We start from the raw sequence: 24,624 nt of genomic DNA on the forward strand, positions 1-24,624 counted from the left end.
ATAAGTATGGGGAAAGCAACTGGTTTTATGGAATTTGAACGACAAACAGCTAATGAACGCAAGCCAATGGAGAGAATTGGTGACTGGAAAGAATATTCTGCTCCTTTCTCTGATGAGGTAGCAACAACGCAAGGGGCACGCTGTATGGACTGTGGAACACCATTCTGTCACATTGGAATGGAAATAGATGGGGCAACTTCAGGTTGTCCTGTTTACAACCTGATTCCTGAGTGGAATGATCTTGTTTATCGTGGAAAATGGAAAGAAGCTTTAAAGAGATTAACAAAGACGAACAATTTTCCTGAATTTACAGGAAGAGTATGTCCGGCACCTTGTGAGGGATCATGTACGGTGGCAATCAACGATCCTGCCGTAACCATTAAAAATATTGAACAGAAAATCATTGATAAAGGTTTTGAGAATGGATGGATTATACCTCGTATACCAAAACAGCGGACTGGAAAAAAAGTTGCAATCATCGGATCAGGACCTGCGGGCTTAGCTGCAGCTGACCAGTTAAATCAGGCGGGACATACTGTAACCGTTTATGAGCGCGAAGATCGCGCAGGAGGTCTGCTGACATATGGTATTCCTAATATGAAACTAGACAAGGAAGTTGTAGCACGCAGAGTTCACTTATTGCAGCAGGAAGGCATTGATTTTATTCTAAATACAGAAGTAGGTAAAGATATATCTGCAGAAAAGATTAAGGATTCCTACGATTCGGTAATTTTATGTACCGGTGCCCAGAAGCACCGCGACTTGCCACTGGAAGGCAGAAATGCAGACGGTGTTCGTTTTGCCATGGATTATTTAACGACTGCTACTAAGTCGGTTCTGGATACGAAGGTACAAGTAGAAGATGAGTTAAATGCAGCAGATAAAGATGTAATTGTAATTGGTGGCGGTGATACTGGGGCAGACTGTATTGCAACTGCATTACGCCAAGGGGCAAGAAGTATTGTACAGTTTGGCAAGCATCCGCAATTACCAATCAAACGTAAGGATGATAATCTGTGGCCTGCGTTTCCTAATGTATTCAGTTTGGAATACGCACATAAAGAAGCGAAGGAAAAATTTGGAGAGGATATCCGGGAATATTCGATCCAGACAAAGAAATTCGTGACAGATGATGAAGGGAAATTGAAAGAACTTCATACAGTTCAAATGAAAAAAACTCGTGATGAAAATGGTATGTTTGTTTTTGAAGAAATCCCTGGCACAGAAAAAGTGTGGCCAGCCCAGCTCGTTCTCATTGCCATTGGATTTGAAGGGACAGAACAACCTGTATTGGAGGCTTTTGGAGTAAATACAGAGCGTAACCGTGTTAAAGCTAAATATGGCGATTTCCAGACAAATATCGGTCATGTATTTGCTGCAGGGGATGCTCGTCGTGGTCAAAGTCTAATTGTTTGGGCGATTAATGAAGGCAGAGAAGTCGCCTATCAAGTCGATCAGTATTTGATGGGAGAAACAACATTACCAACTGTAGTAAATATGTAAATCTGTTTTTAGAACACATGACATGTGGGGCCATTTTTGCTTAAAATGGCCTCAGATGTTTTTTTAATAGAGCAAGCATGTGAGGACATATTGCATATTTTTCTAAACCAGATTTTCCCGCAAATACTGCTATATTCACTTGATGTTTATTATCCAACTGGGTTAAAGCCATTCAATTACAGGCTAATACAAATAATTGGAAGATCATGTGTGATTCAATATCCGATATGTACGTAATTTCAGTTGAACTAAATCCCACGATGAGATAATCCCACTTGGTAAGCGGCTATTATCACCAGTTTCTGTTATGATTATAGCTTCTAATTTTATGTTTTGCTCCATGAAAGACTGAAAGACAGCCTGTGCATCATAAATAGTTGCTTTTTCGTGTATGAAGGCAAAGTTTACTTCCTTTTCAAGTGGTAGAACTTCATTGACTGTTTGATTTACTAGTGAGGTATGCTCGTTTACACTTGATGCTAACCAATGAAGAATGGTTCCTTCTGTTAATAAACTGATACATGTTTGCTTATGATAAATGGGGAACTGTGAATAATTATGTTTACGGATCATTGATAATACTTTTGTGATTTCTGTTTGTTTTTCAAAAAATATAACAGGCTTTGATGCAAAATCCATGGCAAGAGGTGGTTCGGCTAATGTCTCTGCTATGTATTCGAGTTCGAGGACTACCTCCTGATGAGGCTCTGCGATATAAAAATCCTGTTTAATTTTTCGATGCACCATCGCATTGCGAAGTTTACTGCATTGTTTTAATAAATCATAATGATGTTCTATAATTTTATGGTATGGTTTTGCTTTTTCGAGAGCTTCCGTAAAAGAGACATGGCTATTCACTTCATTAGCATACTGGCATAATAAATCATGAATTTGGTTAAACGCTGCTTCAAATTTTTCCGAACGTTCCATCTGTTTTACACCTCACTTTTAATAGAATGAACAATTTCCAATTTTTTATGAATTTGATTTTAACTTTTAAATTTAGGCTTGTTCTTATTTGTTTTGCAGATTTTGATATTTTATGGTTGTGTTTTTGCTTGTTTTAGTAATAAAATATAAGTTAGGAATTCATTCTCGTTAAAGGAATTTACATATTATAAGGAGTCTTGGCAATGTCTGAATATACAATCACAGTAATAAAAAATGAAAACCCTAAACCGAAACCGGCTGCTGACAAATTGAAGTTTGGTAAATATTTTACCGACCATATGTTTATCCAGGATTACAGTGAAGAAAAAGGCTGGCATAACCCTCGTATTGTGCCGTATCAGCCGCTTGTTCTCGATCCTGCAGCAATGATTTTTCATTATGGTCAAACGGTTTTTGAAGGTTTAAAAGCATATCGAACAGAAGATGGAAGTATTAAACTATTCCGTCCAGATAAAAATATGGAACGGTTAAACCGATCGAATGACAGGCTATGTATACCGGCAATTGATGAAGAATTTGGGATAAAGGCCATCAAACATCTTGTTCATATTGATAATGAATGGGTACCTCATGCGGAAGGCACATCTTTATACATTCGTCCATTTATCATCGCAACAGAGCCGTACTTAGGTGTTAATCCTTCTAGTACTTACCAGTTTATTGTTATTCTGTCACCGGTAGGTGCATATTATGAGTCTGGAATTAATCCGGTTAAAATAGCAGTGGAAAATGAATTTGTACGGGCGGTAAAAGGTGGTACAGGTGAAGCGAAAACTGCAGGAAATTATGCTTCAAGCTTAAAAGCACAAGAAATCGTAGCACAGGAAGGATACGCGCAAGTATTATGGCTTGACGGTGTAGAAAAGAAATACATTGAAGAAGTTGGCAGTATGAATGTATTCTTTAAAATTAATGGAGAAATTATTACACCAATGCTGAATGGAAGTATTCTGAAAGGTGTTACACGTAACTCAGTTATTGAACTACTAAAATATTGGGATGTACCTGTTGTGGAGCGCAGGATCACCATTGAAGAAATTTACGAGAGTTATCAAAATGGGGGACTGGAAGAGGCGTTTGGTTCGGGAACAGCAGCTGTTATATCCCCAATTGGAGAATTGGCCTGGGAAGGGAAGAAGATGGAAATTAACGGAGGGAGAACCGGAGAAATTTCCAAGCGTTTATATGATACATTAACAGGAATTCAATACGGCTCCGTAAGGGATCCATTTGGATGGGTAGTTGATGTAAAATAATAATTCTTGAGAAAAGAAAAAAGTTCTTTTATAATGTAATTAGATAAAAGATAAAAAAGTAATGATTAGAATCAGTAATTAGCTAACGGCTACAGAGAGCGGGATTCACAGGCTGGAAAATTCCGCAGTCCTCTTACTAATGAACCTATTCTATGAACTGTTAAGCTTTAAACTTAAACGTTACTCTGCGTTAAAGAGATAAGTGGGCAATATTAAATTGCCAATAAAAGGTGGTACCGCGGAATGACTCTTTTCGTCCTTATTGTGAAGGAAGAAGGGTCATTTTTTACGTTAATTATTGAATATGAAGGCGTGATTAAAATGGCAAAGCAGCGGATCGTTGTGAAAATCGGCAGCAGCTCGCTAACGAATAAAAATGGGGGGCTCAGTTTAGCTAAAATCCATGAGCATACAGCAGCAATTGCAAAGTTAAAACAAAATGATTATGAAGTAATACTTATATCTTCAGGGGCTGTATCAGCTGGATTCAGTGATTTGGGGTACCCCACAAGGCCTGTTACAGTTTCAGGAAAGCAAGCATCAGCAGCGGTTGGTCAGGGGCTGCTTATCCAGGCTTATACGGAAGCTTTTCGGAAATATGACATGGTTACCGCACAACTTCTGTTAACGAAAGATAATTTCAGTAATGAAACACAATACGGCAATGTATATTCCACATTAACTGAATTGGTAAAGCGGGATGTAATACCGATTATAAATGAAAATGACACGGTAGCTATCGATGAACTTACTTTCGGTGACAATGACATGCTCTCTGCTTTGGTTAGTGGCTTAGTTCATGCAGACTTTTTAATCATGCTGACAGATATTAATGGCCTATATGACAAAAATCCAAAAACAGACTCTTCAGCTAAAAGGTATGATCGGCTTGCGACGATTTCTGACCAAATATTAAATCAAACAAAACATGAATCAGGCTCTAAGTTTGGTACAGGTGGAATGAAATCGAAAATCCTTGCAGCTAAAACAGCAATTTCTCTTGGTGTGCGTGTATTTGTTGGAACAGGTTGCGGTGAGGACAAATTAACAGATATATTAGCAAATAATGGTGATGGCACTTATATTGGTGAACATCTTACAAGTAATTTACGCAAGCAAAAGCAATGGATTGCATTTCATTCCGAAATTTCTGGAAAAATACATGTGGATAAAGGGGCTAGTGATGCTATAACTCTTCAGGGAAAGAGTCTGCTTCCTGCCGGGATCAAGTGGATAGACGGTGAATTTGAGGCAGGGGCAGTTGTCGAAGTGTTTTATGAAGACAAAGTGATAGCAAAAGGCCAGGTGAATTACTCGTCAGAGGAAATGATTTTGTCAAAAGGTGAGTCAAGTCAAACAGCGATGGAAATCACAATGGGAAGCAGACCAGAGGTAATTCATCGGGATCGTTTAGTATTATCAATGAGGGAGGCATATGATTATGAGTGATTTACTACAAAAAGCAAAACTGTTGAAAGGAACAACAACAAAACTTGCTGCATCTACAACTGAACAAAAAAATGAGGCTTTAAGATTATTATCGAATGCACTAAGAGAGCAAAAATCCTTTATTATCACAGAAAATAATAAGGATATTGCTCAGGGCCGTTCCAATGGCTTGCATGAATCATTAATTGACAGACTTGTACTAAACGAACAGAGAATAGATGATATGGCAGATGCTTTAATGCAATTAATTGAATTAAATGATCCCATTGGTGATATTATCGAAGAATGGGAACGGCCAAATGGATTAAAGATTCAAAAGGCACGTGTTCCAATTGGTGTCGTTGGTATGATTTATGAAGCTCGCCCAAATGTTACCATTGATGCTGCGAGTCTTTGTTTAAAAACTGGGAATGCCGTCCTTCTGCGGGGAAGTTCTTCTGCCATCCATTCCAATATGGCATTAGTAAAAGTAATACAGGATGCTCTGAAACAATCCGAGCTTCCGAATAATGCGGTTCAGCTTATAGAAGATACAAGCAGGACAACAGCTTCGGAAATGTTTAAATTAAATGACTATTTAGATGTATTGATCCCGAGAGGCGGGAAAAAATTAATTGACACTGTAGTTGCAAATGCGTCTGTACCTGTTTTGGAAACAGGGGCAGGGAACTGCCATTTATTTATCGATGAATCAGCCCAGACAGATATGGCGGTTGAGATTGCAATTAATGCGAAAACACAAAGGCCATCTGTATGCAATTCCATTGAGACAATATTAGTTGAGAAGAATTGGGCAGAGAAAAACATAGACACACTAATTAAGAAACTTCAGGAAGCAAATGTAGAAATTCATGGCGACGATTTTACAATGACTAAAGGTGACAATATTATTCAAGCAACAGATGAGGATTATGAAACAGAATATTTAGATAAAATTGTTGCATTGAAAGTAGTTGGAACAGTAGAAGAAGCCATTAATCATATTAATCATTATGGAACAAATCATTCTGAATCTATTATTACAGAAAATGAAGCGAATGCTGTATCATTTATGAATCAGGTGGATGCAGCTGCTGTATACCATAATGCATCGACGAGATTTACGGATGGATTTGAATTCGGATTTGGGGCAGAAATAGGGATTAGTACACAAAAATTACATGCAAGAGGACCAATGGGGTTAGAGGCTTTGACATCCACTAAATATTTATTACATGGCAATGGTCAGATTAAGTAAATTATTTTTCTTTTGAATCAATTCCTGTATAATGAGGAATGGATATAAATAATTGGTAAATAAAGGAGTAATGAACATGGCACAAACATTAATTTTCGGCCACAAAAATCCGGACACTGATACGATTTGTTCTGCGATTGCATATGCAGAATTAAAGCAGGCGACGGGAGAAGATGCCGAAGCAGTGAGACTAGGTGAAGTAAATAATGAAACACAATATGCATTAGATTACTTTAAAGTTTCTGCGCCACGCATGGTAGAAAACGTAGCAGACGAAGTAGATCAGGTAATTTTAGTAGATCATAATGAACGTCAGCAGAGTGCAGAAGATATTGATATGGTACAAGTGCTTGAAGTAATTGACCACCACCGAATTGCAAATTTTGAAACAAAGGATCCATTGTATTACCGTGCGGAACCAGTTGGTTGTACTGCAACGATCCTGAACAAAATTTTTAAAGAGAAAAATGTTAAAATTAAAAAAGAAACAGCAGGGTTAATGTTATCTGCAATCATTTCAGACTCATTACTATTTAAATCACCTACATGTACAGAAGAAGACGTTCAGGCAGCGAAAGAACTAGCCGAAGTTGCAGGAGTAGATCCGGAACAATATGGATTGGAAATGTTGAAGGCAGGGGCAGACTTAAGTGACAAAACAGCAAGTGAACTCATTTCGATTGACGCAAAAGAATTTGATATGAATGGAAATAAGGTTGAAATTGCCCAAGTAAATACGGTAGATGTTGAAGAAGTATTGGCACTTCGTTCTGAGATCGAGCCAGTAATTGAAAAAACAATTGCCGATAAAAATCTTAAATTATTTGTTTTTGTTATAACAGATATCTTAAACAATGACTCGGTGGTATTAGCCGCTGGTGAAGCGGAACAAAAAGTTGCAGAAGCATTTAATGTCACCTTAGAAAATAAGACGGCAAAACTGAAAGGTGTAGTCTCAAGAAAGAAACAGGTAGTTCCTAATTTGCAAAACGCCTTTTAATCCACTTTAAAGGAATTCTCGTTTTTTAATGAATGAATAACCACTCTTTTTTAGTATGAAAGGGTGGTTGTTTTTTATACTGGAATCTATCAAAAAAAAGACTGGAAAATAGCCATACAGGAGAAAAAAACAGTTGAATATGATAGCGGATTCATTTACAATAAATTTAGTAAAATAGATAAGTTAAATTTTACTGAAGGATGGGATGAAGATGGTTAAATCAATCAAAGAAGTAATGCCGCATATAGCATTTGGAGGAGATTACAATCCTGAACAATGGTCAGAAGAAGTATGGTTAGAAGATGCCAGGTTAATGCAGGAAGCGGGTGTTAATCTTGTTTCCGTAGCAATTTTCAGCTGGTCTGTTATTGAAAAGAAGGAAGGCCAATTTGACTTTGCCTGGTTGGATAAAATACTGGATATATTGCATTCACATGGTATAGGGGTGGCACTTGCTACCGCAACTGCATCACCACCTGCCTGGCTTTCCAGCAAGTACCCTGAAGTCCTTGCGGTCAAACCGGATGGAAGCAGATATCAAGTTGGATCAAGACAGCATTATTCACCAAATAGTAAGCGTTTTCTGGAATCTGTTCGAAAACTAGTAACTGAGATGGCAACAAGATATCAAGATCACCCAGCAGTAAAAATGTGGCATATTAATAATGAATATGCTTGTCATCTTGCCGAGTGTTACAGTGAAGAAAGTTTACAAGCTTTCCGTAAATGGTTAAAAGATAAGTACCAAACAATAGATACACTAAACAGAAAATGGGGTACAGCATTCTGGAGTCAGAGGTATAATAATTGGGATGAGATACACTTTCCAGTTAATTTACCAACATTTTATAATCCTAGCCAGATGCTGGACTACAAACGATTTATGGATCAAGCGATTTTTAACTTGTATAAAACAGAAAAAGAGATCTTACGAGAAATCACACCTGATATTCCTGTTTTTACAAATTTTATGTATGAATTTAAACCTCTTGATTATTTCGAATGGGCGAAAGAGTTGGACTTGGTAACATGGGATTCGTATCCGGATCCGAGAGAAGGAACGCCATTCCGGCATGCAATGCATCACGACTTAATGAGAAGCCTAAAAGACGGAGCACCATTTTATCTGATGGAACAAGTAACTTCACACGTGAATTGGCGTGATATAAACTTAACGAAAAAACCTGGTGAAATGCGTTTGTGGAGCTATTCCACTGTAGCGCGCGGCGGGGATGGCGTAATGTATTTCCAATGGAGACAAGGACGTGCGGGTGCGGAGAAGTTTCACGGTGCAATGGTGCCCCATTCATCAAACCCGGAAAGTCGTGTGTACCAGGAAGTGAAACAGCTGGGAAATGAATTAAAGAAACTCGACAGATTGGTTGGTGCGAAGACAAAAGCAAAAGTGGCAATTATGTTTGATTGGGAAAACTGGTGGGCAGTTGAACTGGAAGGAAAACCTCATAATAAACTATCCTACCTGGATCAAGTTTATCAGTATTATAAAGTATTCTATGAGAAAAATATAGCAGTTGATTTTGTTAAACCAGATATGTCTCTCGATAAATATGATTTAGTTATTGCTCCAATGCTTTATATGATAAAGGATGGAGAATCAGCTCATATAGAAAATTACGTCAAAGACGGAGGAACACTGGTTGTCAGTTTCTTTAGCGGAATTGCTGATGAGCAGGATCATATTCATCTCGGAGGATACCCGGCTCCTCTCCGGAATTTACTTGGACTAACTGTGGATGAATTCGCTCCTATGGCAGATGACGAAGTGAATGAAATATTAACAAATGGTCAGAGAATGAAGGTCAATTTGTGGGCTGATATCATTAAACTGGAAGGTGCAAAACCTATCGCTCATTTTACACAGAACTGGTATAAAGGAAAACCGGCAATCACTTCCTACCGCTATGGTAAAGGAACATCTATTTATATAGGAACAAATCCTGCAGATGATTACTTGACGGAGTTATTTTCCGGACTGTTAACTCAACTGAAGATTACGGCACCATTTAACACCCCGCCTAAAGTAGAGGTAGCAGAACGAGTAACTGGAGAAGAGCGTTTTCTGTTTTTCTTAAATCATAATGATGACCCTGTAACCATAAAGTTGGAAAAGGGTAAGATGTATACAAGCTGTTTAACGGATGAAGAGATTAGCGAAGAGATAGTTCTGGAAGGAAAAGATGTCGCAATTCTCTCCTGCTAGAAGTGAACTCACTCTTTCATAGATGAAGGAGTGAGTTTTGTTTGTTTATTTAACCTTTCAAAATGCAATTAAGCAAAAATTATTTTCTATTTGCTTACTTTATGTTAGTATAAATCTAATAATTGTAGTAGGAAGGGTTCGTATTATGAGTACAAAAGTAAATCCAATCCAGGTAAGAGATATTATTATTGCTAATCAGGTATTAAAAGACGTGGTTGTAAAGACACCTTTGCAACTAGATCCCATTTTGTCAGAAAAGTACCAATGTAATGTGTACTTAAAAAGAGAGGACTTGCAGGTTGTTCGTTCTTTTAAGATAAGAGGGGCATACAACTTAATGCAAGGTTTAACTAAAAAAGAACTAGAAAATGGTGTAGTATGTGCAAGTGCTGGGAACCACGCTCAAGGTGTTGCATATTCATGTAAGGCTTTAGGTGTAAAAGGAGTAATCTTTATGCCAAGTACTACTCCCAGACAAAAAGTTAATCGAGTAGAGTTTTTTGGCGGGCCTTTTGTAGAGATTCGCTTAATTGGGGATACATTCGATGATTCATACGATAAAGCAATGGAATACTGTAATGAACACGATGCCTCGTTTATTCACCCGTTTAATGACACAAGAACGATAACGGGCCAGGGAACGATTGGTCTGGAAATCTTAGATAGTATGGAAGATCCAATTTCCCATGTTTTTATGTCAATCGGTGGCGGAGGGTTAATTTCTGGTGTAGGATCGTATATAAACAGTATCAGTCCTGAAACTAAAATTATCGGTGTGGAACCACAAGGTGCTGCATCAATGAAAGCGGCTATCGAAAAAGATCAGGTAGTTAAATTGGATAAAATAGATAAGTTTGTTGATGGAGCTAGTGTAAAACAAGTTGGTGATATTTCGTTTGACATTGCGAAACAGTTTATTGATGATATTGTTGTTGTTCCAGAAGGAAAACTATGTACTACACTGCTGGATCTATACAATGAGAATGCCATTGTTGCAGAACCGGCAGGAGCTTTACCAATTGCAGCATTAGATTTTTACAAAGACCAGATCAAAGGGAAAAATATCGTTTGTGTGGTAAGTGGCGGAAACAATGATATCGACCGAATGCAGGAATTTAAAGAGCGTTCCTTAATTTATGAAGGATTTAAGCATTATTTTATTGTTAACTTTCCACAGCGTGCCGGGGCATTACGTGAATTTATGGGAGATGTGCTTGGCGAAAATGATGATATTACAAGATTTGAATACACAAAGAAAAATAACCGTGATAAAGGACCGGTTCTTGTTGGTATTGAATTACACAAGTCAGAGGATTACTCCGCACTGTTAGATCGGATGGAGAAAAAAGGCTTTACGTATATTGAAATTAACAAAGATGAACAACTATTTCATCTATTAATTTGACAAGGAAGCAGATTAATCTGCTTCCTTCTTTAAAGGGGAGATGATATGGATAGCCTGTTATTTGAAAAGTTAATGGAAGAAACGGATGAAGAAAGAGCCATTTTAGCAGGCGATCAAGCCATAAATAAAGAAATTTACACAAACTTAACTTCAGATTTTGTAATACAGAGTGAAAAATTTCTAAAAGATGACTTAATTATGATTAGAAAACATCCGAGATATATTGATTTTCCAAAGCATTCACATGATTATATTGAAATGAATTATGTGTATCATGGAGTATTTCAACAGAAAATCGCTGGCGAGCCGCTAACATTAAAAAAAGGGGATATTTTAATTCTCAATCAATACATAGAACACGAATTGACAGCTTGTAAAAAAGAGGATATTGTCATTAACTTTATTATCCACCCGGGATTTTTCGATTATATATTGGCAAATCTTTCAACAGGATTTATTCAAAGTCAAATGCTGCAGTTTTTAATGAATAGTATGTTCCAGTACAGTCAAAAAGGTGAGTTTTTGTATTATCCTGTCGCAAATTCCCCGCATATTCAACATTTAATGCAACAACTATTGAATGAAATGATGGAACCGACTTTACTGTCAAAATCCAAGTTGAAATTTCTAATGGGTCTGCTAATTATTGAACTGATGGAGCAGCAAAACATACAGAATAATTCTTCCGTGCACTCAGAACATCATGAGTTTTTATCAAAAGTATTCGAATATATTGAAGTGCACTATCAAGATGCTAATTTACAAACTCTCGCTGCTAAATTACATCAATCTGATTACTGGGTAAGTAAACAAATAAAAGCGATAACCAAACAGAATTTTAAAGATTTAGTGCAAGAAAAGCGGTTACTCGTTGCTAAAAACTTATTGCTTTATACCGATTTATCCATACAGGCAATCGCGGAAGAAGTAGGTTATGAGAATATCAGCTATTTTTACCGTTTATTTAAGCGGAAATACGGTGATACCCCGAAAGTATATAAAGAGCAGCTAACGGAATAACGTTAACTGCTTTTTTTGTTTTTATAAAGAACTTGTGAAAACTTGATGCAGGTCAAGGAAGGAAACCTAGTTACCCTGTACAATAAAGGCATCACTTAATAAAGGAGAAATTTATATGATAACAACAAAATTTCAATTAGAGCCATTAACTTGTCCATCCTGCATAAAAAAGATTGAAGCGAAACTGGGAAATATGGAAGGGGTAAATGAAGTGAAAGTACTATTTAACTCCAGTAAAGTCAAAGCTACCTATAATGAAGAGGATACTTCGAAAGAGAAATTGCAGGAAATGATTGTTAAGTTGGGTTATTCTGTTATCGGCTGATAAACGAAGTGGACAGTTTCTGAAATAGAGACTGTCTATTTTTTTAACAGTAAAAGCGGATCCCCAGTGGATGATTTTATAGAATACTAGCTAAAATTTGACGAGGATCAATTTATAAAGAGTGAAGTGATCTTATAATAAATATAGAAAGAAAAGCATTCAAGTAACCTAAACTGAACAAACATTACGATTTAAAAGGAGGATAATAATGATCCGGGCAATATACAAATATAAAAATTAAATAACAGCAATATCTGCTTTTTTGCTAATTTTTGCGCTTCTTAGCCACATTTCGGGGTTTTATGGTTTACGGCAGGGCATCCTGCTTGCTGCATCGATTGTTGCTGGTATTCCCATTTTTACAAAGGCATTTCAGGCCCTACATTTGAGAGTATTCAGTATTGAATTGCTTGTGACACTTGCTGTAACAGGGGCTCTTTTTATTGGGGAGTATGTTGAATCAGCGGTTGTCACATTTCTGTTTTTATTCGGTGACTACTTAGAAACACGGACCTTACAAAAAACCAGATCTTCGTTAAAAGAACTGTTTGATATGGCGCCACAGGAAGCGACGGTAGTTAGAGAAGGAATTCAAATGATTCTGCCTGCGGAAAATGTTAACAGAGGTGATCATATTATCATCCGTTCTGGTGGAAAAGTACCTGTGGATGGGGAAATCATTTCAGGTCAAGCTGCTTTATATGAAGCTGCAGTTACTGGGGAATCTGTCCCGGTGCTAAAGAAGAAGGGTGACAAAGTGTTTAGTGGTACTGTTGTCGATAATGGATATATTGAGATGTTCGCAGAAAAAGTGGGAGATGATACGACCTTTTCGAGGATTATGGAACTTGTCGAGGAAGCTCAGGATTCTAAAACTAAGACAGAAAAATTTCTAAACAAGTTTGCCAATGTTTATACACCAGCAGTGGTCATGTTATCTGTCCTTGTTTATATCTTTACAAGAGATCTGCACAAAGCAATTACATTTTTAGTTATCGCATGTCCGGGGGCTCTTGTGATTGGAGCACCTGTCTCGAATGTTGCCGGAATTGGGAATGGTGCTAAAAATGGGGTACTTGTTAAGGGTGGAGAAGTGATCGAGAAATTCGCTAAAGTTGATACACTTGTATTTGATAAAACAGGTACATTAACAAAAGGAAAACCAGAAGTTACAAACATCTACACTATTGGAACACAGAATGAAAATGAATTGTTACGGTTAGTTGCTCAGGCAGAGATGATCTCCGAACACCATCTAGGGCGAACAATTGTTAAAGAAGCAAAGATAAGAAAATTAAAACTTGGTGAGAAACCTGAAGATGGAGTTGTTATTAAAGGAAATGGTCTGCGTGCCAATGTAGAAGGGCATGCTGTGGCGATTGGTAATCGGAAGTTAATGAATGCAGAACATATTCATATACCTAATGAGGCTCAATCAGTTGCAACCGAACGTGAGAAATTTGGAAATATTGCAATCTTCGTCGCTATAGATGGCGAGTTAAGTGGAATCATTTCAGTTGCGGATCAGATTCGTGAAGATGCACTTACAGCACTGAAAGAAATGAGAAGAAATGGTATTAAAAAAATGATTATGCTAACTGGGGATAATCAACATACTGCAGAATTAGTTGCCGACCAATTGGATTTGGATGAATATTATGCAGAGTTATTACCTGAAAACAAAGTAGATTATGTTAAGAAATTAAAGGAGGAAGGTCGTATCGTAGCAATGGCAGGTGATGGAATTAACGATGCTCCTGCTATTGCACTGCTGATGTCGGGCTCGCGATGGGTGAAGGCGGAACAGATGTTTCAATGGAAACAGCAGATGTCGTCTTAATGGCAGATAAGCTGCAGCAATTCTCTCATGCCTTTTCTCTATCTAAAATGACCATTAAGAATATGAAACAGAACACCTACTTTGCTGTTGCGGTCGTCTTCATTTTACTCGCCGGAGTCCTGGGAGGGGCTGTCCATTTGGCCTTAGGGATGTTTATCCATGAAGCAAGTGTTCTGATCGTCATTTTAAATGCAATGCGGCTAATTCACTTCACTCAAAAAAGCAGGGATACAAGCGGAAACTTTCAAATTACAAAGGCTAAGAGAATAAACACCTAGTATGAAAAGTTTATTCATAAGGAGCGCCTAAATGTGATTTGGATTGTTAGATGCTTTAATAGATTGCATGTGCTAAATGGTAAGAAGCAATTTAACGTCTTTGAATCACTCAATAAATAATAACCATAGTGTGAGGGGGCGGGACACTAGCCTCCATTCCGTTATAAAGTGAGACTTTGATCAGTGGGGTTTAGGAGCCCCACTGATCATTAGTGAAACTTATCAGGGTGGTACAGACGGTTAGCACCCTGATAAAAAATAATAGAAAAGGAGTGAGCAGTATGTGTACACATTGCCATACTCACCACCATCATTTGACCGGAATTCAAAAAAACTGTGTTTCTTTAGTGCCAATCTTTAATCATTTGGAAAACCGTCAGTTAAATGAAGTAATGAATAAAATGAACTCCGTTTCATACAAGAAGGGGGAGACAATTTACCATGCAGGGGACCAATCAGATACCCTTTATATTGTAAATAACGGGAAAATAAAAATTTACCGATTAGCTGAATCGGGAAAAGAACAATTTATCCGTTTACTAAACCAGGGGGAATTCACTGGCGAATACGCATTATTTAGTGAATCAATACATGAGTCCTATGCTGAAGCCGTTACAGATACAAATGTATGTCTAATGAAGCGGTCTGACCTGCAGGAGCTTCTCATCAAATATCCTACTATTTCCCTGAAAATCCTGTCCGTATTTTCAGATAGGTTAGAACATTCTGAAAAACAAACGACACTGTTTGCAACAGAGAAAGCGGAGACAAGAATTGCTTTTTTCCTTGTTCAGACTCTTGAAGATACACCTTCAAGTGAAGTCATGTTTCCAATGAACAAGAAAGATTTGGCTTCCTACCTTGGCACTACACCTGAAACGATCAGCAGAAAGCTGACACATTTGGAAAGCCGTGGTTATATTAAACAAAAATCTAATAAAAGAATTGAAGTTTTAGATATAAATGGTCTTTTACTTGTTTAATATTTTTTACTGGAAATGCCCTCTCCCCATTTTGTAGCCTTAGCACTCCATTCTACTCCCTCCATAATCCCCCCTTTCTTTTCCTTTGTTTAAAAATTACTTGCTCAATCAGTTTCAGACCAATCAACCTGTAGCTCAAGGAAATAGCCTCTTCAATCCAAATGCAAAAATGGACAATAGAAAGATAAAAGAAGTCATATTATTCCTGAAAAATATCCCTTAATATAATGATATAAATCGCTTACATTAAGGGGGTTGAAATATTGCAAAAATGTCACCTGGCTGTAGATATTGGTGCATCGGGCGGTCGTGTCATTGCGGGTTACTTAGCGAGCGGAGAACTTATCCTGAAAGAAGTACATCGTTTCGAAAATAAGATGACGACGAAAAATGGCCATCTATCGTGGGATATCGATCAATTATTTGAACAGATAAAAACCGGTATAAAAAAAAGTGTGGAAAAGAACTGCCAGCCGGTTTCTCTCGGTATTGATACATGGGCAGTTGATTTTGTTTTATTGAATAAAGAGAAAGAAAGAATTACAGAGGCAGTAGCTTACAGAGACCACCGAACAGATGGTGTAATGGAAGAAGTATTTAACATTGTTCCGAAAAAAGAGTTGTATAAAGAAACGGGAATACAATTTCAGCCATTTAACACGATCTATCAGTTATATGCCCTTAAAAAGGAATCTCCAGAGATTCTTAAAGATGCTGCGCATTTTTTAATGATTCCTGATTATTTGCATTATTTATTAACGGATAAAATTACAAATGAATACACAAATGCTACGACAACACAGTTACTGAATGCGAAAGGTAAGACATGGAACACTTCTTTTATAGAAAAGTTAGGAATCTCTCAAAGAATTTTCTCAGAACCTAAGAAACCATTACAAGCTATTGGGAAAATAAAGGACGAGTTGAAAGTGGAATTAGGGGTTGACTTTGAGGTAGTTCTGCCTGGAACTCATGATACGGCATCGGCAGTTGTCAGTGTACCTAGTAATGATACGATTTTCATCAGTTCTGGTACATGGTCATTAATCGGCGTGGAGCATCAGGAACCTATAAGTACAGAAAGAGCTTTTTTATATAATTTCACTAATGAGGGTGGAGTGAATCATAACTTTCGATTTTTAAAGAATATTATGGGCTTATGGATGATACAGGAGGTTAAAAGAGCGTTCAATCATCAATATGATTACCCTGATTTTACGAATTTGGCATATGAAAATGCTGATTTTCCATCTATCGTTAATGTAAACGAGGAGCGGTTTTTAAGCCCTGATAATATGTTGACGGTAATTCAGGATTTTTGTAGGGAAACAAAACAAATCATACCGGAAATGCCTGGTGAATTTGCTGCATGCATTTTTAATAGTCTCGCAGTAAGTTATAACGAGGCTGTGGGACAGATTGAGGAATTAACAGGGAAGGAATTTGAGTCCATCCATATTATCGGTGGCGGCAGTAAGAACAATTATTTGAACGAACGATTAGCAGACATTTCAGGGAAAACGATTTATACAGGGCCGACAGAAGCGACCGCCATTGGCAATCTGATTGCCCAGATGGTTGCAACCAATGAAATAGAATCAATCGAAAAATCAAAAGAAATAATCAACCAATCATTTCATATCCAAAAATTTAGTTCGGGAGGAGAATAAACATGTTCGTTAAGGAAAACTTTAACAAAGCAAAACAACAATACGAGAAGTGGGGTGTATCTGTTGAGGAAGCGTTTGACAAACTGAAAAATGTAGCTATTTCCATTCATTGCTGGCAAGGTGATGATATTGGAGGGTTTGAAGTCAATCAGCAGGAGCTGTCAGGTGGAATAGATGTGACAGGAAATTATCCTGGTAAGGCCACAAATCCGGAACAATTACGTGCAGATCTGGAGAAAGCACTTTCGTTAATTCCCGGTAAACATAAAGTCAACCTGCACGCAATTTATGCCGAAACAGATGGTGAAATCGTTGATCGTAATGCAATCGAACCAAAGCATTTCGCTAATTGGGTGAAGTGGGCCAAACAGAATGGGTTAGGATTAGATTTTAATCCAACTTTGTTTTCCCATCCAAAAGCAGAGGATGGATTAACATTGTCCCATCCTGATAAAGACATTCGGGATTTCTGGATTGACCATTGTATTCAGTCACGGAAAATCGGAGAATATTTCGGGAGGGAATTAGGTCAACCGGCATTAACAAATATTTGGATTCCTGATGGCTATAAAGATATTCCCAGTGACAGATTAACTCCCCGAATGAGATTAAAAGATTCATTAGATGAAATTTTTGCAGCAAATGTGGATGAATCACTAAATATTGACGCAGTGGAAAGCAAATTGTTCGGAATTGGCTCGGAAGCGTATGTGGTTGGTTCGCATGAATTTTATATGGGTTATGCTATGCAAAATAACAAGCTCTGTCTGCTGGATACAGGACATTACCATCCAACAGAGATGGTTTCAAATAAAATATCGGCACTGCTTTTATTTAATGATAAATTAGCACTTCACGTTTCCAGACCAGTTCGCTGGGACAGTGATCATGTCGTAATTTTAGATGATGAATTGCGTGAAATCGGTTTAGAAATTGTCAGGAATGATGCAATCGATAAAGTGATGATAGGTCTTGATTTTTTTGATGCGAGCATAAACAGAGTTGCTGCATGGACGATAGGTACTCGTAACATGATTAAATCGTTACTTTATGCATTGTTACTCCCGAATGACTATCTTAAAAAGTTACAGGAAGAAGGAAACTTTACAGACCGTCTGGCATTAATGGAAGAATTCAAAACATACCCATTTGGCGCGGTTTGGGATCAGTATTGTGAAGAAATGGGGGTCCCTGTACAGGAAAGTTGGCTGAATGAAGTCAAAGAATATGAAAAAGAAGTCCTCATAAAACGTCAATAAAATAGGAAATACGTTTGTTTATGTTGATTTATTTTTACTTTAATACTATAATATAAACATTAACACAAATAAACAAAAGGAAAAGCAAAAACTGTCACTTTAGAGGAGGAATCAGTTTGGTACAAAATAAATGGGATAACAGTAAAGTAACAGAGAAAGACGGCTTAGCATCACTTGTATACAGATCTAATCTCTTAGGATCAGACCGCGCAGTTGTTAACTGGGGAGGCGGGAATACTTCTACGAAAACATTGGAAAAGAATTTCAAAGGGGAAGAGATCGAGGTAATGTGGGTAAAAGGGAGTGGATCTGACCTTGCAACAATGAAGGCAGAAAATTTCACTGGCCTGAATCTTGCAGATATTCGTCCGTTATTAGAGCGTGAGAACATGTCTGATGAAGAAATGGTTTCATACTTAGGCCATTGCATGATTGATGCAAAACACCCACGTTCTTCCATTGAAACATTGTTACACGCATTTTTACCTTTTAAACAAGTTGATCATACACACCCTGATGCCATTATCAGTATAGCTTGTGCGGATAATGGAAAAGAAATCGCAAAAGAAATCTATGGTAACCGATTTGTCTGGGTACCATATATTCGCCCGGGATTCAAATTGTCAAAAATGATTGCAGAAGGTGTACAGAATAATCCCCACGCTGAACTTGTTATTATGGAGAAACACGGCCTGGTAACATGGGGAGAAACATCGGAGGAAAGCTATAATAAAACGATTGATATCATTAATGAGGCGGAAAGCTATATTAATAAAAAAGCAGAAGATAAAGCGTTGTTTGGAGGAAAAAAATACGATTCGCTAGATGAGAGTGACAGAAAAGATTTATTTTCAGAGATAATGCCTTTAGTTCGAGGACAGGTAAGTCAGGATAATAAAATGTTAGCAACATATAATGATGACATAAATGTGCTTGAATTTGTCAACAGTAATGATGCAAAGGAACTGTCACAGATAGGTGCCGCATGTCCTGACCACTTAGTTCATACGAAACGCGTTCCGCTTTTTATTGACTGGAATCCGCAATTAGAAGATAGAGATAGTTTAAAAGAAAAAGTAAAGGAAGGGCTTGACCGCTTTAAAGAAGAATATGAGGCATATTTTGAAAGAAACAAGCAGCAGGGTGACAAATTAATCGAAGCGGCGCCACGGATTATTCTAATTCCTGGTCTTGGTATGATTAATACAGGTAAAAGCTGGTCAGCTGCTAATGTCAGTGAGCAATTGTATCATCGTGCAATTTCGGTAATGGCTGGTTCTACTGTCCTGGGGAATTTCGTCTCATTAGATGAATCAGAATCTTATGGAGTAGAATACTGGCCGCTAGAGTTGTATAAACTCAGTTTAGCACCTGCAGAAAAAGAGTTTTCCAGACAAGTAGCATTCGTAACAGGTGGTGCTGGCGGGATTGGTACTGCAACAGCATATCGTCTACTGGAAGATGGTGCGCATCTAGTGATCGCTGACATTAATTTGGAAGGTGCGGAAAACTTAGCAAAAGAAGTGAACGAAAAGTATGGGGAAAACCGTGCATATGCGATTAAAATGGATGTAACGAAAGAAGAGGAAGTACAAAAAGCAATAAAGGAATCAGTATTAAAATATGGCGGTATTGATATTCTCGTAAATAATGCAGGACTTGCAAGTTCTAGTCCATTTGAAGAAACAACAATGGAGCAGTGGAATTTAAATATCAATGTATTAGTTACCGGTTATTTTCTTGTTGCGAGAGAAGTCTTCAAATTAATGAAAGAACAAGCTATCGGTGGGAATATGGTATTTATTGGATCAAAAAACTCCATCTATGCAGGAAAAAATGCAGCTGCCTACAGTACAGCAAAAGCAGCAGAGGTTCATTTGGCAAGAACTATCGCTGCTGACGGTGGTGCATTAGGGATTCGTGTAAATTCAGTCTTGCCAGATGCAGTGATACGCGGTTCAAAAATTTGGGATTCCTCATGGAAAAAAGAACGTGCTTCCTCTTATGGAATAGGCACGGATGATTTAGAAGCACATTACCGCAAGCGAACGATATTAAATGTAAATATCCTACCAGAAGATATAGCAGAGTCAGTCGCATTTCTGGCTAGCTCGAAAGCAGCAAAAACAACAGGGTGTATGGTTACAGTAGATGGCGGGGTAGCAGCAGCTTTTACTCGATAATGATCAAAATGGATAAACTTTCCAACAAGGGGGTTTATCCATTCTACTATCCAGCTGATTAATGATACAATAATAGAAAAAGCATCCTAAAAAGGGGCGTAACCAGATGAGAGTTTCATTTTTTATCACTTGTTTGGGTGATATTTTTTATGCGAATGCAGGAAAGTCTGCCGTAGAATTGCTGGAGAGATTAGGTTGTGAAGTCGATTTCCCCCCTACACAAACATGTTGCGGCCAGCCAGCTTATAATAGTGGTTACCACAAGGAAACACTGGAAGTGGCAAAACATATGGTGGAAGTATTTGAGCATGCTGATTATGTTGTTGGAATTTCCGGTTCCTGTGTCTATATGATACATGAATATGTTCACCTGTTTGAAGACGGTTCAAATTGGCAAAAAAGAGCGAAGGCACTGAAACGAAAAACTTATGAATTGACCCAGTTTATAGTGGATGTGCTGGGAATAGAAGATGTGGGTGCGAGCTATCATGGAACAGCAACATATCATACATCATGTCATATGACTAGATTACTAGGTGTAAAGGAAGCGCCATTTAGGCTATTGGAAAATGTAAAGGGCTTAAGACTGATAGATTTACCAAACCGCAATGACTGCTGCGGATTTGGAGGGACATTTTCTGTTAAAATGGCCAGCATATCGGAACAAATGGTTGATGAAAAAGTCCAACATATTGAAGAAACAGAAGCCGATCTATTACTTGGGGCAGATGGAAGCTGTTTAATGAATATTGGTGGTCGAATTACAAGGCAAGGGAAACCGATAGAAGTGAAGCATATTGCAGAAATCTTAAACAGCAGAGGTGAAGAATAATGCCGATGCACATTGGGGAAAAGGACTTTAGAAAACGTGTGTCAAAGGGAATTAGCGATGATTATATGCGGGGTGCAGTACGTTCAGCGCAGGAAAGGCTGCAAAACAGAAGAGCGGCAGCTGCGGAAGAGTTAGGTGATTGGGAAGAGTGGCGTACACTCGGACAGCAAATCCGCAGTCATACGATCGAGCATCTCGACTATTATTTGCATCAGTTAAGTGATAAGGTTGCTGAACTAGGGGGCCATGTGTTTTTTGCAGAAACAGGGGAAGAAGCAAATGAATACATTAAACAAGTTATACAGAAAAAAAATGCTAAAAAAATTGCAAAATCAAAATCTATGGTAACGGAAGAGATTTCCATGAACGCAGCATTAGAAGAGATTGGCTGTGAAGTGATTGAAACAGATTTAGGTGAATATATCTTGCAAATTGATGATCATGATCCACCATCACATATTGTCGCACCAGCTCTCCATAAGAATAAAGAACAGATTAGAGATGTGTTCAAAGAGCGGTTAAATTATAAAAAAACAGAGCATCCGGAAGAATTAGCATTATTTGCAAGGGAGAAATTAAGGGAAGAATTCTTAGCAGCAGATGTCGGTATTACTGGCTGTAATTTCGCTGTAGCTGAATCAGGGTCTTTTGCCCTTGTAACAAACGAAGGTAATGCAAGAATGGTTACTGCATTACCGAACACACAAATAACCGTAATGGGAATGGAACGGATCGTCCCAGGATGGGAAGAATTAGATATTGTAGTAAGTTTATTAACAAGAGCGGCGGTAGGACAAAAGCTAACTAGCTATATAACCGCATTAACTGGGCCGAAACAAGCTGAAGAAGCAGATGGACCGGAAGAATTTCATTTAGTTATTGTCGATAATGGAAGATCTAAGATACTTGGGACCGAATTTCAAGAGGCATTACATTGCATTCGATGTGCAGCATGTATTAATGTCTGTCCTGTTTACCGGCATGTTGGCGGTCATGCTTATGGTTCAATTTATCCTGGGCCAATTGGGGCGGTGTTGTCTCCGCTTTTATCAGATTATGATGAATACAAAGAATTACCCTATGCATCCTCTTTGTGTGGAGCATGTACAGAAGTTTGTCCGGTAAAAATACCTTTACATGAACAACTTATCATGCATAGAAGAAAGATTGTAGAAGATGAAAAAAAATCAACCCTTGCAGAAAGAGTCGCAATGAGAGGTTTCGAACAAATTGTTCATTCTGCCAATCTGTACAGGACCGCGACGAAAATGGCCCCTTTTTTAACCACACCATTCGCGAAGAACAATCGAATTACCAAAGGACCTGGCCCGCTTAGAAACTGGACAGATATAAGGGATCTCCCACAGCCAGCTAATGAGAGGTTCCGTGATTGGTTTAAAAAGCGGAATAAACAGGGAGGAGCGATTTAATGAAAGGTAGCATTATGAATCGAGACAGGTTTTTGACGAATATACGAACAAAAATCGGCGGCTTAACAGCAAGCCAGCCTGTAGAAAAGCCGGTCTGGACTGTGAGCCCGCAAAAAAAGGTGCTGAAAGATTATACACCAGACCAGTTAGTTGAAGTATTAGAAGAACAATGTCAGCATATCCATACTGATTTTTTCCGTACTTCGTCCAATTCGCTTGAAAAAACATTGGATGAAGTGTTAAATCATTATGGTGCAAAGTCAGTTATTTATTCAAATGATGAACGTTTTGTCAGTTATCAGCTAAATCCGTATTTTGAATCATCTTTGAGTACGGGTAGGGAAATCTACAGGTGGAATGAGAAGGATAAGGAAACATCCATAAGTTTTGCGGAGAAAGCTGATGTCGGGCTTACATTTAGTGATATGACACTCGCTGAATCTGGCACCATCGTTTTATTCAATAAAAAAGGCCAGGGGCGATCTGTTAGCCTTTTGCCACGTGATTACATTGCTATTGTTCCCAAATCAACAATAGTGCCAAGAATGACCCAGGCCACATCATATGTACAGGAGATGGTCGACAACGGTGAAGATATTGCTTCATGTATTAATTTTATTACAGGTCCTAGTAACAGTGCAGATATTGAAATGAAATTAGTAGTCGGTGTTCATGGTCCAATACGGGCTGCCTATATCATTGTGGATGATAAATAGCATGACATTCCTTTAGAAGTTTCTTAAATAATGTTAGTACTGTTGGTTTTTTATGTTCCTTCCTTCAGGTTAATGAATTGATAATTATGGTCATTCCTTGGTATGATAAGGACAGCTGAAGGAAGGTGTAGTTTATGAAAGTTTATCAAAATATAACAGAATTAATTGGGAATACACCAATTGTAAAACTTAATCGGATAGTTCCGGCTAATGCTGCTGACGTTTTTGTTAAACTTGAAATGTTTAATCCGTCCAAGAGTGTAAAGGACCGGGCTGCATTTAACATGATTCATGAGGCGGAAAAAGCCGGATTATTGAATGAAGATTCGACAATTATTGAACCAACCAGCGGAAATACAGGAATTGGTTTAGCTATGAATGCAGCAGCAAAAGGTTATAAAGCGATATTAGTTATGCCGGATAATATGACACAGGAAAGAATCAATATCTTAAAAGCATATGGCGCGGAGGTAGTTTTAACACCGAGCAGTGAGAAAATGCCTGGTGCAATTAAAAAGGCTAAAGAATTGGTTGATCGTATTCCTGGCAGCTTCATGCCACAGCAATTTGAAAATCCTGCTAATCCGGATATTCACCGCCATACAACAGCAGTGGAAATATTAGATCAAATGGATATGCAACTGGATGGATTTATCGCAACAGCTGGAACCGGCGGGACAATAACAGGAACTGGTGAAACACTTAAAGAAAAAATCCCTCATTTACATATTGCTGTAGTAGAACCGAAGGGATCCCCTGTACTATCTGGAGGAAAACCTGGCAAACATAAATTAGTTGGGACGAGCCCTGGTTTTGTCCCTCAAATATTAAATACAACGATTTATGATGAGATTATTCAAATAAGTGATGCAGATGCTGTTAATACTTTTAAAAGGCTGTCAATTGAGGAAGGTATTTTTACAGGACCATCAGCTGGAGCTGCTGTCTTTGCTGCAATACAAGTTGCAAAACAGTTGGGGGAAGGGAAGAAGGTTGTCTGCATAGCCCCTGATACAGGTGAAAGGTATTTAAGCATGCATCTCTTTTAACTCATGTTCTTTTAAAT

18 protein-coding genes, 1 pseudogene and 1 other annotated feature are annotated in these 24,624 nt (G+C 38.0%); of the genes and pseudogenes, 18 read left to right on the forward strand and 1 reads right to left on the reverse strand.

The window, feature by feature from the left end:
- The first annotated feature begins 6 nt into the window (after positions 1–6).
- Positions 7–1,503 (forward strand): glutamate synthase subunit beta, encoded by a 1,497-nt coding sequence (locus tag BMW36_RS01170; protein WP_089738155.1) that lies wholly within the window; start codon positions 7–9, stop codon positions 1,501–1,503.
- Between the two features lie 204 nt (positions 1,504–1,707).
- On the opposite strand, the gene BMW36_RS01175 is transcribed toward BMW36_RS01170, so the two are convergent.
- The gene (locus BMW36_RS01175) at positions 1,708–2,433 is read right to left on the reverse strand and encodes a CBS domain-containing protein (protein WP_089738157.1); all 726 of its coding nucleotides are present in this window, start codon (positions 2,431–2,433) and stop codon (positions 1,708–1,710) included.
- Between the two features lie 203 nt (positions 2,434–2,636).
- On the opposite strand from BMW36_RS01175, the gene BMW36_RS01180 reads away from it, so the two are divergent.
- The 17 genes and pseudogenes from BMW36_RS01180 (at position 2,637) to cysK (ending at position 24,607) form a co-directional block, all read left to right on the forward strand.
- Positions 2,637–3,710, forward strand: coding sequence for a branched-chain amino acid aminotransferase (locus BMW36_RS01180; protein ID WP_089738159.1), 1,074 nt, complete (start codon positions 2,637–2,639; stop codon positions 3,708–3,710).
- A gap of 52 nt (positions 3,711–3,762) precedes the next feature.
- Positions 3,763–3,974: a binding site (T-box leader), on the forward strand.
- Between the two features lie 57 nt (positions 3,975–4,031).
- Complete coding sequence (gene proB, locus BMW36_RS01185) at positions 4,032–5,159, forward strand: glutamate 5-kinase (protein WP_089738834.1); 1,128 nt, start codon at positions 4,032–4,034, stop codon at positions 5,157–5,159.
- Entirely contained in the window at positions 5,152–6,396 is a 1,245-nt protein-coding gene (locus BMW36_RS01190) for a glutamate-5-semialdehyde dehydrogenase (RefSeq protein WP_089738161.1), read from the forward strand. Before proB ends, BMW36_RS01190 begins: the two co-directional genes overlap by 8 nt.
- A gap of 76 nt (positions 6,397–6,472) precedes the next feature.
- Positions 6,473–7,396, forward strand: coding sequence for a manganese-dependent inorganic pyrophosphatase (locus tag BMW36_RS01195; protein ID WP_089738163.1), 924 nt, complete (start codon positions 6,473–6,475; stop codon positions 7,394–7,396).
- 211 nt (positions 7,397–7,607) lie between these two features.
- Positions 7,608–9,617, forward strand: a complete 2,010-nt coding sequence (locus BMW36_RS01200) for a beta-galactosidase (protein WP_089738165.1) — start codon at positions 7,608–7,610, stop codon at positions 9,615–9,617.
- A 145-nt stretch (positions 9,618–9,762) separates the two neighbouring features.
- The gene (gene ilvA / locus BMW36_RS01205; protein WP_089738168.1) at positions 9,763–11,022 is read left to right on the forward strand and encodes a threonine ammonia-lyase IlvA; all 1,260 of its coding nucleotides are present in this window, start codon (positions 9,763–9,765) and stop codon (positions 11,020–11,022) included.
- Positions 11,023–11,067: 45 nt separating this feature from the next.
- Entirely contained in the window at positions 11,068–12,042 is a 975-nt protein-coding gene (locus BMW36_RS01210; protein WP_089738170.1) for an AraC family transcriptional regulator, read from the forward strand.
- Between the two features lie 115 nt (positions 12,043–12,157).
- A complete protein-coding gene (locus BMW36_RS01215; RefSeq protein WP_089738171.1) occupies positions 12,158–12,367 on the forward strand; it encodes a heavy-metal-associated domain-containing protein in 210 nt (69 codons plus the stop codon).
- A gap of 241 nt (positions 12,368–12,608) precedes the next feature.
- Positions 12,609–14,485 (forward strand): annotated as a pseudogene (locus BMW36_RS01220) (heavy metal translocating P-type ATPase).
- Between the two features lie 281 nt (positions 14,486–14,766).
- Entirely contained in the window at positions 14,767–15,468 is a 702-nt protein-coding gene (locus BMW36_RS01225; RefSeq protein ID WP_089738173.1) for a Crp/Fnr family transcriptional regulator, read from the forward strand.
- Between the two features lie 263 nt (positions 15,469–15,731).
- Positions 15,732–17,138 (forward strand): rhamnulokinase, encoded by a 1,407-nt coding sequence (gene rhaB, locus BMW36_RS01230; protein WP_089738175.1) that lies wholly within the window; start codon positions 15,732–15,734, stop codon positions 17,136–17,138.
- 2 nt (positions 17,139–17,140) lie between these two features.
- Positions 17,141–18,397 (forward strand): L-rhamnose isomerase, encoded by a 1,257-nt coding sequence (rhaA, locus tag BMW36_RS01235; protein WP_089738177.1) that lies wholly within the window; start codon positions 17,141–17,143, stop codon positions 18,395–18,397.
- Positions 18,398–18,513: 116 nt separating this feature from the next.
- Complete coding sequence (locus BMW36_RS01240; RefSeq protein WP_089738179.1) at positions 18,514–20,580, forward strand: bifunctional aldolase/short-chain dehydrogenase; 2,067 nt, start codon at positions 18,514–18,516, stop codon at positions 20,578–20,580.
- Between the two features lie 106 nt (positions 20,581–20,686).
- Positions 20,687–21,412 carry a (Fe-S)-binding protein gene (locus tag BMW36_RS01245; protein WP_089738181.1) on the forward strand — a complete coding sequence of 242 codons (726 nt, stop codon included), beginning with the start codon at positions 20,687–20,689 and terminating at the stop codon, positions 21,410–21,412.
- A complete protein-coding gene (locus tag BMW36_RS01250; RefSeq protein ID WP_089738183.1) occupies positions 21,412–22,842 on the forward strand; it encodes a LutB/LldF family L-lactate oxidation iron-sulfur protein in 1,431 nt (476 codons plus the stop codon). Before BMW36_RS01245 ends, BMW36_RS01250 begins: the two co-directional genes overlap by 1 nt.
- Complete coding sequence (locus BMW36_RS01255; protein ID WP_089738185.1) at positions 22,842–23,558, forward strand: LutC/YkgG family protein; 717 nt, start codon at positions 22,842–22,844, stop codon at positions 23,556–23,558. Before BMW36_RS01250 ends, BMW36_RS01255 begins: the two co-directional genes overlap by 1 nt.
- Before the next feature lie 134 nt (positions 23,559–23,692).
- Positions 23,693–24,607: a cysteine synthase A gene (gene cysK / locus BMW36_RS01260; protein ID WP_089738188.1), complete on the forward strand. Its 915-nt coding sequence runs from the start codon at positions 23,693–23,695 to the stop codon at positions 24,605–24,607.
- The last annotated feature ends 17 nt before the right edge of the window (positions 24,608–24,624 follow it).

Origin of the sequence: Gracilibacillus ureilyticus (genome assembly GCF_900111195.1) — a bacterium.
Taxonomy (GTDB): Bacteria; Bacillota; Bacilli; order Bacillales; family Amphibacillaceae; genus Gracilibacillus; species Gracilibacillus ureilyticus.

Excerpts from the sequence above, each read along its gene's own strand:
- BMW36_RS01225 (WP_089738173.1), top strand. The coding sequence starts at position 14,767 with ATGTGTACACATTGCCATACTCACCACCATCATTTGACCGGAATTCAA.
- BMW36_RS01170 (WP_089738155.1), top strand. The coding sequence starts at position 7 with ATGGGGAAAGCAACTGGTTTTATGGAATTTGAACGACAAACAGCTAAT.
- ilvA (WP_089738168.1), top strand. The coding sequence starts at position 9,763 with ATGAGTACAAAAGTAAATCCAATCCAGGTAAGAGATATTATTATTGCT.
- cysK (WP_089738188.1), top strand. The coding sequence starts at position 23,693 with ATGAAAGTTTATCAAAATATAACAGAATTAATTGGGAATACACCAATT.
- BMW36_RS01250 (WP_089738183.1), top strand. The coding sequence starts at position 21,412 with ATGCCGATGCACATTGGGGAAAAGGACTTTAGAAAACGTGTGTCAAAG.
- rhaA (WP_089738177.1), top strand. The coding sequence starts at position 17,141 with ATGTTCGTTAAGGAAAACTTTAACAAAGCAAAACAACAATACGAGAAG.
- proB (WP_089738834.1), top strand. The coding sequence starts at position 4,032 with ATGGCAAAGCAGCGGATCGTTGTGAAAATCGGCAGCAGCTCGCTAACG.
- BMW36_RS01190 (WP_089738161.1), top strand. The coding sequence starts at position 5,152 with ATGAGTGATTTACTACAAAAAGCAAAACTGTTGAAAGGAACAACAACA.
- BMW36_RS01175 (WP_089738157.1), bottom strand. The coding sequence starts at position 2,433 with ATGGAACGTTCGGAAAAATTTGAAGCAGCGTTTAACCAAATTCATGAT.
- BMW36_RS01255 (WP_089738185.1), top strand. The coding sequence starts at position 22,842 with ATGAAAGGTAGCATTATGAATCGAGACAGGTTTTTGACGAATATACGA.
- BMW36_RS01210 (WP_089738170.1), top strand. The coding sequence starts at position 11,068 with ATGGATAGCCTGTTATTTGAAAAGTTAATGGAAGAAACGGATGAAGAA.
- BMW36_RS01195 (WP_089738163.1), top strand. The coding sequence starts at position 6,473 with ATGGCACAAACATTAATTTTCGGCCACAAAAATCCGGACACTGATACG.
- BMW36_RS01180 (WP_089738159.1), top strand. The coding sequence starts at position 2,637 with ATGTCTGAATATACAATCACAGTAATAAAAAATGAAAACCCTAAACCG.
- BMW36_RS01245 (WP_089738181.1), top strand. The coding sequence starts at position 20,687 with ATGAGAGTTTCATTTTTTATCACTTGTTTGGGTGATATTTTTTATGCG.
- BMW36_RS01200 (WP_089738165.1), top strand. The coding sequence starts at position 7,608 with ATGGTTAAATCAATCAAAGAAGTAATGCCGCATATAGCATTTGGAGGA.
- BMW36_RS01215 (WP_089738171.1), top strand. The coding sequence starts at position 12,158 with ATGATAACAACAAAATTTCAATTAGAGCCATTAACTTGTCCATCCTGC.